We start from the raw sequence: 12544 nt of genomic DNA, 5'->3' as shown, positions 1-12544 counted from the left end.
CTACGAGGTGATGTCCTTGGTGGTGAAGCGGCGGACGGCCAGCGCGAGGAACACGGCGCCGAAGGCCAGGGAGGAGAACACGCCCCGGGTCATGTCGCCCCAGTCCACCTCGCTGCCGAGCAGGTCCGACCAGGCGAAGGCGTAGTGCGTGGGCAGGTACTCGCGCAGGTCGCCCAGGGCGGTGATCGAGTCGAGGATCTGCGACAGGATCGACACCAGCACGGCGCCGCCCACCGCGCCCAGCGGGGCGTCGGTGGACACCGACAGCAGCAGGGCGAGCCCGGCCACCCACACCAGGGACACGGCCAGGTAGGCGACGGCCAGTGCGACCCTGCCGAGGCCGGTGCCGAAGGGCAGGGCCTCGCCGGTGGTGCTGACCAGTTCGCCGGAGCCGTACCAGACCAGGCCGACCACCAGCGCGACCGCGGGCAGCAGCACCAGCCCGCCCAGCGCGAGCAGCCCGGACACCAGGGCCTTCTGCCGCAGCAGCCGGCCGCGCGGAACGGGCATGGCCAGCAGGTACTTCAGGCTGGACCAGGACGCCTCACTGGCCACGGTGTCGCCGAAGAACAGGGCCACCACCACGACCAGCAGGAAGCTGGCCGAGGCGAACAGGGCGAACACCACGAAGTTCAGGCCGCTGGCGGTGGCCAGGTCCACGAAGGCCGAGGAGGCGGTCCGCTGGCCGGTGGAACCGCTGGTTGGCGCGATCTTGAACGCGATCAGCAGCAGGAACGGCAGCACCGCGAGGAAGCCCAGGGTCAGCTGGGTCCGCTTGCGGCGCAACTGCCTGCGCAGCTCCACGCCCAGCCGCAGGGTGCGCCGCGCCCGGTAGCTGGACACCGCGCCGTCCCTGCCGACCACCGTGTGGTCCTGCTCGGCCGCGTCCACCAGGTCGGCGATCGCGCCCGGGTCGGTGTGCACCCCGTGCTGCTCACTCATGATCGGGCCTCCTCGCCCACCAGCTGGAGGAACGCGTCCTCCAGCCTTCGCCGCGGCCCGGCCTGCTCCACTGCGACGCCCGCACGAACCAGCGCGTCCACCGCGGCCGAGCGCGCGGTGGAACCCAGGTCGGCGTGCACGACCTGGCCCTCGACGGTGACCGGGCCGGTCCCGTTGAGCTCGCGCAGCACGCGCGCCGCCTCGGTGACCCGGTCCACGCGGAAGCTGGCCTCACCACTGCCCGCGCCGATCTCCTCCACGGTGCCCGAGGCCACCAGCTTGCCCTTGTGCATGACCACCACGTGCGTGCAGGACTGCTCCACCTCCGACAGCAGGTGGCTGGACACCAGCACGGTCCGGCCGGTGGCGGCGTAGCGCCGCAGCACGTCACGCATCTGGTGGATCTGCGGCGGGTCCAGCCCGTTGGTCGGCTCGTCGAGCACCAGCAGGTCCGGCAGCCCGAGCATGGCCTGCGCGATCGCCAGCCGCTGGCGCATGCCCTGGCTGTAGGTGCCGACCCTGCGCCGGATCGCGTCGCCCAGCCCGGCGATCTCCAGCGCCTGCTCCACGTGCGCGTGCTCGGCGGGACGGCCGGTGGCCGCCCAGTACAGCCGCAGGTTGGCCGCCCCGGACAGGTGTGGCAGGAAGCCCGCGCCCTCCACGAAGGAGCCGACCCGGGACAGCACCGGCGCCCCGGCGTGCACCCGGTGGCCGAACACCCTGATCTCGCCCTCGGTCGGCCGCACCAGGCCCATCAGCATGCGCAGGGTGGTGGTCTTGCCCGCCCCGTTGGGGCCGAGCAGCCCGAGCACCTGCCCGCGTTCCACCCGGAAGGACAGGTCCTGCACCGCGGTCAGCCTGCCGGGATAGGACTTGGTGAGTCCAGTGATCACCATGGGCACCTCGGCCAGCTCGGGGTCGAGGTCCTCGGCGTAGCGCCTGCGCACCAGGCCCACGATCGCCGCCAGCAGGCCCAGCCCCAGCACGACCGCGATGCCCACCAACGGGCCGGTGGGCACGCCTGAGCCCGTGGCGCTGCTGCCCGGCACGACGGGCACCGACAGCGCGCTGTTGCCCGCCAGCCCGATCGTGCGCACGGCCGGTTCGGTCTGGTTGGCGTACGCCTGGTCGGTGGTGGTGACGACCAGTTGGAGCCGGTGGCCCGCCGCCACGGGGCGCACGATGCCCGGCAGGGTGACGGTCAGCTCGGCGGGCACCGCGTCCAGGCGGATCGGGGTCACGGCCGAACCCGGCAGGGTGCGACGACCGTCCGGGCCCACGTCGTAGAGCTTGGCGAACAGTACGGTGGAGCCCGACTCCGCGCCGGGTGGGGCGCTGACCGACAGCCGGACGGTGGGCGACCCGGCGATCAGCAGCTGGCTGTCCACCGGAGCGCTGGTGAACACCGCCGACTCACCGGGCAGGTCCGCCGCGAGCGATCCGGCGAGGCCGGTGGCGGCCGTGCCGGACCCGCCGAGCAGCGCGGCGCCGAGCCCCGGCAGGCCGCTGACCGAGGCGGGGCTGCCACCGGGTGGGTTGACCACCGGCTGGATCGGCCCGGTCAGTGCCACGGTGTGCTGCTCGGCGCCCGGGTAGGCGGGGGCGGTGACGGTGCGGGTGAGCGGGGCGCCACGGGCCCGGAAGGCGCCCTGCACCTGGTAGGAGAAGCCGGTGCCGGGATCGGTCCCGGTGTGCGCCAGGTGGAAGCCGAACCAGTCGCCGATGTCGGCGCGGACCTGGTCACCGGGCGGACCGCCGTCGTGCCCGCCGGGGTACCACTCGACCTTGACCCTGCCCTTGACCTGCCGTGCGTTGGCATCGGCTTGGTCCAGCCCGAACAGGGTGTCCTGCTCGCCCTGCACGAGCAGGGTGGGCACGGTGATCGAACTGGTCACGCTGGCCGGGGAGTTGCGCTTGAGCAGGTCGATGGTCTGCTCACCGGCACGCCCAGTGGTGGCCAGCTCGGTGTAGGCCTGGCACACCTCGGGCAGGAACCGCCCGCAGGCCCCCGGCGCCTGGCCGCCGCCGGTCAGCGCGGAGCCGAACAGGGCGCCCGCCCACGCCTTCTTGAACACCCCGCCGGGCACCAGCGCCTGGGACAGGTCGTTGTAGGTGATCACCGGCGCGATCGCGTCCACCCGGGGGTCGGTGCCCGCCAGCAGCAGGGACAGCGCCCCGCCGTAGGAGGCCCCGGTGACCCCGACCCGGGGGTCGCCGATCTTGTCCAGCTGCACCTCGGGCTGCCTGGCCAGCCAGTCCACCAGCTGGTGCGCGTCGGCGACCTCGTAGTCCGGGGAGTTCAGCGCGATCTGCCCGGTGCTGCGCCCGAAGCCGCGCGCGCTGTAGGCCAGCACGGCGAACCCGCGCCTGGCCAGCGCGGTGGCGTCCTCGGCGAGGCTGGTCTTGGTGGCGCCGAAGCCCGGCGAGACGATCACGGCGGGGGCCGGGGTGGTCGGCGGCAGGTAGAAGGTGGCGTCGATCTGCACGGCCTGGTCGTGCTGCGGCCCGTCGACCACGTCGATGAGCAGGTCCCTCGAGTGCACCTCGGGCACCGGGGCCGTGCGGTTGACCCACAGCGTCCCGGCGACGCCGAGCAGCAGCACGACAACAGCGGCCAGGACCGGCCACCTGCGCTTGACGCTCAAATCTCTCCTCGATGGTGCAGCACCTGGGTGTGGTGTTCCACGACCGCGGGTGCCTGGAGGTACTCACCGACCACGGCGGACCACCCGCTGAGGTGCTCCTCGTGCGGCAGCGGGCAGTCCCACTCCGAGATGACCAGGAACCGGTCCGGGTCCTCCACGCTGCGGGTGAGCCTGGCCGACCGGCAGCCCGGCGTGGCCAGGATGCGCCCGGCCCCGTCCCGGTGGGCGGCGACGAACGCCTCGTCGCAGCCCGGCCGGACGCGGATCTCGGCGATCGTGAGGATCACGGGTGAATCGTGTCATGCCGCGCTTTTGCGCGTACGTGCACCGCCTCACACGCGCAGCGGAGTGATGTCGGTCCATCCCGCTGGCGTCACGCACCGTGCATGGTGGACAATCGGTGACAGTTGGAGGGGAGTATTCCCCAGCGACGGTGTCGTCAGCACGGTGTTCAACGATGAGCACCCGGTGCCGTCGGTCGACGTTTGTCGGCGGAAGAGACCTCCGGTCGGTGGCGCATGCCCGTAGACCGGAGGTTGAACTGTGATGAACGTCCCGATGTGGCTCTGGCTGGCCACTCTCGGTGGCCTGATCGTCCTGCTGGCGATCGACCTGGTGATCGTCGACCGCAAGCCGCACGAGGTCACCACGGGTGAGGCCACCCGCTGGGTCGTGTTCTACGTGGCCTGTGCCCTGGCCTTCGCGGGCGGACTGTGGTGGTTCGCCGGGGCCCAGCCCGCCGGCGAGTTTCTCGCCGGGTACATCACCGAGTACTCGCTCTCGGTGGACAACCTGTTCGTGTTCGTGATCATCATGACCACCTTCGCCGTGCCCAGGGTGCACCAGCACCGGGTGCTGCTGATCGGCGTGGTGCTCGCGCTGGTCATGCGCGGTGTGTTCATCGCGCTGGGCTCGGTGGTGATCCACCAGTTCAGCGCCGTGTTCTACCTGTTCGGCGCGTTCCTGATCTACACGGGCATCCAGCTGGCCAGGCACCGCAACGAGGGCGAGGAGTACGAGGAGAACGCGCTGATCCGGTTCGCCCGCAAGGTGCTGCCGGTCACCGATGACTACCACGGCGCCAAGTCCTTCATCCGGGTCGCGGGCAGGCGCATGGTGACCCCGATGCTCATCGTGATGATCGCCATCGGCACCACCGACCTGCTGTTCGCACTGGACTCCATCCCGGCGATCTTCGCGCTGACCAAGGAGCCCTTCCTGGTCTTCACCGCCAACGCCTTCGCGCTGATGGGCCTGCGCCAGCTGTACTTCCTCATCGACGGGCTGCTGGACCGGCTGGTGTACCTGTCCATCGGGCTGTCGGTGGTGCTCGGTTTCATCGGCGTCAAGCTCATCCTTGAGGCGTTGCACGAGAACTCGCTGCCCTTCCTCAACGGTGGCCAGCCGGTGCCGGTTCCCGTGATCAGCACGGGCCTGTCCCTGGCGGTCATCGGCGGCATCCTGGCCGTGACGACCGTCGCGAGCCTGGTGAAGACGCACATGTCCGGCAAGGCCAGTCCCGAGGCGGGCTGAGCCGGGTACGGTCCGCTGCGTGCGCCCTGACGACATCGCGCTGCTGCGCGTCCCCGCCGCCCCCTGCCTGCACGGTGACCTGCTGCTGGTCGACCTCGCCGCCCCCGACCTGACGGCCGACGCCTACGTGGGCGGGCTGTGGCGGGTCCCGCTGGACGGGGCACCGGCCCAGCCGTGGACCAGGGGCGAGCGGGACAGCTCGCCCGCGATCTCCCCGGACGGCCGCACGGTGGCGTTCCTGCGCAGGGAGCGGGGCGTCGCGCAGCTCTACGTGATGCCCGCGGACGGCGGGGAGCCGGTGCGGCTCACCGAGCTGCCCGGCGGGGCCGGTGCCCCGGTGTGGGCCCCGGACTCGCGGCGGATCGCCTTCGTGGCCAGGGTGCCCGAACCGGGGCGCTACGGCACTGAGGGCGCACCCGTGGCCGAGGGCGAGGCCCCGCGCCGGATCACCCGCCTGGACTACCGGCTGGACAACACCGGCTTCCTGCTGGACCGGCCCCAGCAGCTGTTCGTGGCCGAACTGGACGGCCCGGTGCGCCAGCTCACCGAGGTCGACTGCGACCTGGCCGACCCGGCGTGGACCGAGGACGGCGAGCGGCTGGTCGTCGTGGCGCCGCGCGCACTGGGCGAGCGGCCCACCCTGCACTTCGACCTCTACCTGGTGCCCTCGGCCGGTGGCACGCCGGAGTTGGCCGTGCGCACCGAGGGCGAGTCGTACCGGCCCGTGGTGCACGGGCGGCAGGTGTACTACCTGGGCGTGCGCTTCGCCGAGCTGGAGTGGCTGCCCAGCAACCACGGGCTGTGGGTGGCCGACCTGGCGGGCGGCACACCGCGGCGGCTCACCGACGAGGAGACCGTGGACTGCGAGCCCGACGCCGGGGCCCCGGTGGTGACGGCCGAGGGCGTGCTGCTCGGGGTGCGCAACCGAGGGGCGGTGGAGCTGCGCCGGGTGCCGCTGGACGCGGACGGCCTTGTGCTGGAACAGATCCCGGTGCTGGCAGGGGAACGGGCCCAGCTGCGGTCCTTCGCGCACGAGGCGGGCAGGACCGTGGCCGTACTGTCCACATCGGACAGCCCTGGTGAGGTTGTCCTCGTGGGTAAGGGAAAGCTCACCGACTTCGCGGAGCCGCTGCGGAGCTCGGGGCTGCACCCGGTGCGGGAGCTGGCCGGGGACTCGGCCGACGGCTACCCGGTGCACGGCTGGCTGGTGCTGCCCGAGGGGCCGGGGCCGCACCCGGTGCTGCTCGCCGTGCACGGCGGACCTTTCATGTACCACGGCTGGGGATTCTTCGACGAGGCGCAGGTCTACGCCTCGGCCGGGTATGCCGTGGTGCTGCCCAACCCGCGCGGTTCGGCCGGGTACGGGCAGCGGCACGGGCGGTCGATCGTGCGCGCGCTGGGCACGGTGGACGCCCAGGACGTGCTGGCGCTGCTGGACGTGGCACTCGCCCTGCCGGAGTGCGATCCCGGGCAGGTGGGCGTGATGGGCGGCTCCTACGGGGGCTTCATGACCGGTTGGCTGGCCGCGCACCACGGGCACCGGTTCCGCGCCGCGTGGAGCGAGCGGGCCGTCAACGCCTGGGACTCCTTCACCGGCTCCTCGGACATCGGCTGGTGGTTCGCCGAGGTCTACTGCGGATCCGACCCCGCCGAGCAGCGCGCGGTCAGCCCGCTCAGCTACGCCGACCGGATCGGCATCCCGTTCGCGGTGGTGCACTCCGAACAGGACTGGCGCTGCCCGGTGGAGCAGGCGCAGCGGCTGTTCGTGGCCCTGATGCGCAACGGGGTCGAGACCGAATTGCTGCTGTTCCCGGGCGAGGGGCACGAACTGACCCGTTCCGGCAGGCCACAGCATCGGCGGCAACGCTTCGAGGCGGTGCTGCGGTGGTGGTCACGGCAGCTGAACTCGACTGGGAGTTGAATCCGTTGGCATTCAAGGGGACTCATCAGGCAGTCTCGATGCCATGACATGGACCGTGCGACGGGCTCTGCAGGGGGATGCGGGGGAACTGGCCAGGATCAACGTGGCCGCCTGGCAGCACGCCTACCGGGGACTGGTGTCCGACGCGCTGTTGGACCGGATGCTCCCGGAGAGCAGGCTCAAGGGCTGGCAGCGGTGGCTGGCGATGCCCGACCCGGACGGGGTGTTCCTCGCCGAGGACGAGCAGGGCGGGGTCGGCGCCTACTGCGGGGTGTGCGAGGCGCGCGATCCCGAGGACGTGCACGAGGACCTGAGCACCGGTGAGCTGCTCGCGCTCTACGGGGACCCCGAGCGCAAGGGCACCGGTGCGGGCCGTGCCGCGCACCAGGCCGGGCTGGACCACCTCGCGGCCCAGGGCTTCCGTTACGCCGTGCTCTGGGTGTTCCAGGACGACGCGGCGAGCCGGTCCTTCTACGAGCACCACGGCTGGCGCCACGACGGGGCCGTGCGCGAGTACGACGTGGACGGTCAGCGGCTGATGACCGTCCGATATGGACGGTTCCTGCGCGCGCCCGGCCGCCGCAGCCGCCCTCCGTCGGTTCCCCGCAGCCGTCCCGCCTTCGGTTGAGCCAGTCCCCGCGGCGCACGCGCTGTCGGCGTGCGCCGCGGGTGGCCTCAGCCCAGCATGATGTAGTTCAGTTCCTCGCAGATGCGGCTCAGCGGCAGGTCCAGGCCCGGGTGCTCCAGTGGGAGCAGCACGTCGGGGGCGTCGGGCATGGCGTTGCCGCCGGGCGGGTCCCACAGGCAGATGGCCGGGTCGCCCGCGTCCATGGAGGAGCGGTACCAGAGCCCGTCCAGTTCGGGGTAGGCGGCGCGGATGGTCCTGGCCCAGGCCTGGGTCAGCTCCTTGGGGCCGCTGCTGATCTCCTGCGAGGCGCCTGCCCTGGTGGGCCACAGCCCGGCCAGGTCGAGCAGGCGCAGGGTTCGCTTGGGGCGGAACACCACCAGGTGCGGGCGCCGGGTCTTGCGGTCCACTGTGGACGTCGCCTGGTAGACCTCGGCCACGCTGGTGCGCACGGACAGCCCGAAGTAGAGCACCCCGTTGCCGTGGTCGTCCACGGGCACCCCGTCCGGGGGCATCGGGTGCGGGTCGAAGCGGGCGTGCGGCAGCGGCCCGGTGTAGCGGAAGGAGTTCCACCGCTGCGGGTGGCTGCCGCCCGCGGTGAAGATGCGGACGAGCCTGGTCGCGCGGTGCACCGCAACCACATCCTCGGCCCGGCGCAACAGCGCCTGGAGCACAGCGGGTGCGGGCGGCGGGGGGAGCCGTGCCAAGTCGGGGGATCCAGTCGTCTCGGGGTGGTACCTGCTGGGCGGGGTCCGGCCGGTGGGCTCAGACGGGAGTGCCCAGCATGGCGGCCTGGGTGGCCACGCGGCGCGGGTCGCCGCCGGCGAGCAGCCAGTTCCTCGGCGTGCCCGGCTGGTCGCCGACCTGGAGGTCGGGCTGCGGGGTGGTCATGAACCCGGCGAGCACCAGCGGGGGCTGGTCCTCGGGCATCGCGGCCAGCACGGTCTCCAGCCCGGGCAGCACCCCGTTCTCGGTGAACTGCCACGCGGGCAGTCGCCAGCTGCCCCGGTCCTTCCACCCGGCCAGTCTGCCCGCGGCCAGCCGGTGCCGGATCCGGCTGGTGTCCACGTCGAGCACGGCCGCGGCGTCGGCCACGGTCAGCGCGGTGTCCAGCAGTACGGTGCGCGCCGCCAGCTCCCTGGCGCGCGGCTCGAAGTCGTCCTCGCGCAGGCCGCCGAGATCCAGCCCGACATCGGTGAGCGCCACCTGCTGTTCGGGGCTGAAGTAGGCGGCCGGGTCCGGGTGCGGCGGCGAGAGCCTGCGGGCCACGTCCTCCACGAGGCAGAGGAACTCGTCGGCGGTCACCCGCAGGCCCGCCTTGGCCAACACGGTCTCCAACGCCACTGTCATGAGCACAGGGTAGCCCGTGCGTGCGCATTCGTGCGATGTTCGTCGCCCAGATCACGCTGAATTTCGACCGAGTGCACCTGTCAGACCACTCTACGTAAGCGAATCGGCGCGCGCACCCCCACATCGCCACCCGGACGGCAGCGGGAGAGACCCGTTACGCTGAGCGGCGTCAGAGCAGGTTGATCTCGTGAGGGAACCGGTGGACGCCGCGTCGAACCCCGCGCCCAGGTCCCTCGTGCGGCGGATCTGGTGGCTGGCTGCCGCACTGGTGCTGGTCGGTGCGATCGCGGCGAGTGCGGTCTACATCTGTGCCTTCGACGACCACCACTTCACCGACCTGGACGTCTACCTCGGCGGCGGCCAGGTGTGGCGGGACGGCGCCGACCTCTACCAGGCGCAGCTGCCCACCCCGTTCCCGAAGTTCACCCTGCGCTTCACCTACCCGCCGCTGGCCGCCGTGCTGTTCTCGGCGCTGACCGTGCTGCCCGCTGGGCTGGCCGCCGCCCTGTTCACCGCGGGCACGATGGGCGCGCTGGCCGCGAGCCTGCGGCTGGTGCTGGCCAGACTGCTGCCGGTGGGCTTCGCCCGCCGCTACCCGCTACCGGTACTGGCGCTGGCCTCGACCCTGGCCGCCACCTGGCTGGAGCCGGTGCGCGAGACGATCTCCTTCGGCCAGGTCAACGTGCTGCTGCTGGTCCTGGTGCTGGCCGACTGCCTGGTCGCCCGGCCCTGGTGGCCACGCGGGCTGCTGATCGGGCTGGCCGCCGCGGTCAAGCTGACCCCGGCCGTGTTCGTGCTGTTCTTCCTGGTGCGCAGGCAGTGGCGGCCGGTGCTGACCGCGGTCGGCGGCTTCCTGGGGCTGTGTCTGGCCGGGGCGCTGCTGGCCCCGCGCGACTCCCTGGACTACTGGTTCGGCGCCCTGTTCGACACCAAGCGGATCGGCGTGCTCGGCTTCTCCTACAACCAGTCGCTGCGCGGTGTGCTGGCCCGCGTCGCGGTGGACACCGGCTGGCAGAACCCGCTCTGGCTGGGCCTGAGCGTGCTGGTGCTGGCGGTCACGGTGCTGGTCGCGGCACGGGCCCGCGCCGCGGGTGAGGACGTGGCCGCGCTGCTGGCCGTGGCCGCCTGCGGGCTGCTGGTCTCGCCGGTGTCCTGGGCCCACCACTGGGTCTGGGTGGCCCCCGGACTGGTGTGGGCCGCGGTGCGGGTGGCCCGCGCGCACTCGTGGACGGCCTGCGTGCTGGGGCTGTACGCCTGGTACCTGTGCCTGTTCACCCCGTACCGGCTGCCGCCGCAACTGCGCGAACCCGGTCAGTACTGGGACTTCGGCGAGAGCCTGCTCGGCAACCTGTACGTGTGGCTGGCGATCGCGATGCTCGGCTCGATGGCGGTCTGGACGGCCCGGCTGCGGCTGGGCGCCGCCTCACGCCTGCGGGGCAGCGGCCAGTCGCTTGCCCAGCCCGCGTAGCCGCAGCGCCAGCAGGATCAGGCTCACGCCCCAGATCAGTGCGAACACCGCGATCGTGGTGACCAGCGCGACCGCGCCGACCTCCGGGTGCGCCAGCAGCACGATGCCCAGCACCAGGGTGAGCGCGCCGGTCACGATCAGGAACCAGGCGTGGGCCGTGACCCCGCGCAGCAGCACCGCCGCCACCAGCTGGAGCAGACCGGCCACGATCGCCCACACCGCGATGATCACCAGCAGCAGCACGGCGGTGACCCCGGGCAGCAGGATCGCCAGCAGGCCGGCGAGCACCCCGAGCACGCCCAGCCCCACGTTGGCCCAGCGTTGCCCGCGCACGGCCATGCCCAGTGCGAGCGAGCTCAACCCGTCCACGAGCGCGTAGACGCCCCACAGCAGGACCAGCGCCACCACGGTGACGTCCGGCCAGGCCAGGGTGAGCACGGCGAAGACCACGGCGAAGACGCCACGCAGGGCGACCAGCCACCAGTTGCGCGTCAGCAGCTCCAGCACACGGCCATGGTGGGCCCATATTCGGTGGGCCGCAACGCGGGGCGCCGCTACCGTCTGGCCATGAACCTGGTGTTGGGGCACGGCGGCAACCGCGTGCGGTGGTCGGCCGTGCCCGAGCAGATCCGAGCATCGGTCGATTCCTTCCTGGGATCACCGGTCGTCTCCGCGCGCAGCCAGCCGGGTGGCTTCTCACCCGCGCTGGCGGCCAGGCTGTCCCTGGCCGACGGGCGGGGCGCCTTCGTCAAGGCGGTCGGCCCGGAACCGAATCCCGACTCGGCGGGTTCTACCGGCGGGAGGCGGCGATCAGCGCCGCGCTGCCCGCCGCGGCGCCCGTGCCGAGATTGCTGGGCAGCTGGGAACTGGACGGCTGGGTGGTGCTGGTCTTCGAGGAGGTGGACGGCCGCACGCCCGAGCTGCCGTGGCGGCCCGACCAGTTGCGGCGGGTGCTCGACGCCCTGCCCCGGCTGTGGTCCGCGCTGACCCCGGCGCCGGTCCAGGCTCCGTCCACTGTGGACATAATGACCGAGGGGTTCACCGGCTGGGCGAAGGTGCGGCCCGACGAGCGGCTGGACCCCTGGGCCGCCAGGAACCTGGACCGGCTGGCGGACCTCGCCGCGCGCGGCGGTGCGGCCTGCGCCGGGCACACCCTGGTACACGGGGACCTGCGCGCGGACAACCTGTTGCTCACCGCCGAGGATGTGATCTTCGTTGACTGGCCGGCCGCGGTGCTCGCCGCGCCGTGGTTCGACCTGCTCGCGTTCCTGCCCAGCGTGGTGCTGCAAGGTGGCCCCGATCCCGAGTCGGTGCTGGCCGAGCACGAGGTGAGCAGGCGGGTCGACCCGGATCGGATCACCGCCGTGCTGGCCGGGTTCACCGGCTATTTCGTCACCGGAGCGCTCCGGCCGCCCGTGCCGGGGCTGCCCCAACTGCGCGAGTTCCAGCGGTTGCAGGGTGAGGTCGCGCTGCGCTGGCTGCGGCGGAGGCTGCCAGGCTGGCGGTGAGATGTCGCATTTGTTAACTCTCGGGGCAACGGTCAACGCTTCCGGTAACTCGTTCGCATGTGAACAATCGCCCCAACAGTGAAAGGCCGCCGTCCGCCGCGGAGGAGATGCCCGTCATGCGACTGCTCGACCAAGCACGAGAGCCCGTCCTGTCCCTGTTCCGATTAATCGTCGGCGCGCTGTTCGTGTGCCACGGCGCGGCCAGCCTGTTCGGTGTGCTGGGCAGCAAGGGCGCGGTCGCGTTCCCGGTGTGGCCCAGCTGGTGGGCGGCCGCGATCCAGCTGGTCGGTGGTGCGCTGGTGGCGTTGGGCCTGTTCACCCGGATCGCCGCGCTGATCTGCTCGGGGTCCATGGCCTACGCCTACTTCACCGCGCACGCCCCGAAGGGGTTTTTCCCCTTGCTCAACCAGGGTGAGCTCTCGGTGCTGTTCTGCTGGGCCTTCCTGCTGATCGTGGTCATCGGCCCGGGCGCGTGGTCGGTGGACCGCCTGCTCAGGCGCGCCACCGCGAACTCCTCGCGGCCCGCGGTCGGAGCTGCCGTCACCGAGTGAG

Annotated in this window: 12 protein-coding genes; 6 read left to right on the top strand and 6 right to left on the bottom strand. The window is 72.2% G+C overall.

Annotated features, from left to right (window positions below):
• Genes KALB_RS33240 through KALB_RS33230 form a run of 3 tightly spaced genes read right to left on the bottom strand, consistent with a single transcriptional unit; the run spans position 1 to position 3874 of the window.
• The gene (locus tag KALB_RS33240; RefSeq protein ID WP_025359995.1) at positions 1-942 is read right to left on the bottom strand and encodes an ABC transporter permease; all 942 of its coding nucleotides are present in this window, start codon (positions 940-942) and stop codon (positions 1-3) included.
• Complete coding sequence (locus KALB_RS33235) at positions 939-3587, bottom strand: alpha/beta fold hydrolase (RefSeq protein WP_025359994.1); 2649 nt, start codon at positions 3585-3587, stop codon at positions 939-941. Before KALB_RS33235 ends, KALB_RS33240 begins: the two co-directional genes overlap by 4 nt.
• Entirely contained in the window at positions 3584-3874 is a 291-nt protein-coding gene (locus KALB_RS33230) for an antibiotic biosynthesis monooxygenase family protein (protein ID WP_025359993.1), read from the bottom strand. Before KALB_RS33230 ends, KALB_RS33235 begins: the two co-directional genes overlap by 4 nt.
• Positions 3875-4133: 259 nt before the next feature.
• Between KALB_RS33230 and KALB_RS33225 the strand changes: the two genes are divergently transcribed.
• Genes KALB_RS33225 through KALB_RS33215 form a run of 3 tightly spaced genes read left to right on the top strand, consistent with a single transcriptional unit; the run spans position 4134 to position 7669 of the window.
• Entirely contained in the window at positions 4134-5120 is a 987-nt protein-coding gene (locus KALB_RS33225; RefSeq protein WP_025359992.1) for a TerC family protein, read from the top strand.
• A gap of 19 nt (positions 5121-5139) precedes the next feature.
• A complete protein-coding gene (locus KALB_RS33220; protein WP_025359991.1) occupies positions 5140-7041 on the top strand; it encodes a S9 family peptidase in 1902 nt (633 codons plus the stop codon).
• A gap of 43 nt (positions 7042-7084) precedes the next feature.
• A complete protein-coding gene (locus KALB_RS33215; protein WP_025359990.1) occupies positions 7085-7669 on the top strand; it encodes a GNAT family N-acetyltransferase in 585 nt (194 codons plus the stop codon).
• 47 nt (positions 7670-7716) lie between these two features.
• On the opposite strand, the gene KALB_RS33210 is transcribed toward KALB_RS33215, so the two are convergent.
• Positions 7717-8373 carry an RES family NAD+ phosphorylase gene (locus KALB_RS33210; RefSeq protein WP_025359989.1) on the bottom strand — a complete coding sequence of 219 codons (657 nt, stop codon included), beginning with the start codon at positions 8371-8373 and terminating at the stop codon, positions 7717-7719.
• A gap of 58 nt (positions 8374-8431) precedes the next feature.
• Positions 8432-9016 (bottom strand): MerR family transcriptional regulator, encoded by a 585-nt coding sequence (locus KALB_RS33205; protein ID WP_025359988.1) that lies wholly within the window; start codon positions 9014-9016, stop codon positions 8432-8434.
• A gap of 187 nt (positions 9017-9203) precedes the next feature.
• Between KALB_RS33205 and KALB_RS33200 the strand changes: the two genes are divergently transcribed.
• On the top strand, positions 9204-10484 hold the full coding sequence (locus KALB_RS33200) for a glycosyltransferase 87 family protein (RefSeq protein ID WP_025359987.1): 1281 nt from the start codon (positions 9204-9206) through the stop codon (positions 10482-10484).
• Here the strand turns inward: KALB_RS33200 and KALB_RS33195 are convergent.
• A complete protein-coding gene (locus tag KALB_RS33195) occupies positions 10440-10991 on the bottom strand; it encodes an HdeD family acid-resistance protein (protein ID WP_025359986.1) in 552 nt (183 codons plus the stop codon). The two genes, KALB_RS33200 and KALB_RS33195, sit on opposite strands and share 45 nt — an antisense overlap.
• Positions 10992-11089: 98 nt before the next feature.
• Between KALB_RS33195 and KALB_RS33190 the strand changes: the two genes are divergently transcribed.
• Together KALB_RS33190 and KALB_RS33185 are read left to right on the top strand one after the other, a co-directional pair.
• Positions 11090-11992, top strand: coding sequence for a phosphotransferase (locus KALB_RS33190; protein WP_201771848.1), 903 nt, complete (start codon positions 11090-11092; stop codon positions 11990-11992).
• A gap of 116 nt (positions 11993-12108) precedes the next feature.
• A complete protein-coding gene (locus tag KALB_RS33185; protein ID WP_025359985.1) occupies positions 12109-12543 on the top strand; it encodes a DoxX family protein in 435 nt (144 codons plus the stop codon).
• The last annotated feature ends 1 nt before the right edge of the window (position 12544 follow it).

The sequence above is a fragment of the Kutzneria viridogrisea DSM 43870 genome (genome assembly GCF_000525635.1).
GTDB lineage: Bacteria > Actinomycetota > Actinomycetes > Mycobacteriales > Pseudonocardiaceae > Kutzneria > Kutzneria viridogrisea.
Note: the sequence above shows the minus strand (reverse complement) of the source record. Positions and strands in the feature narration are given on the sequence as shown.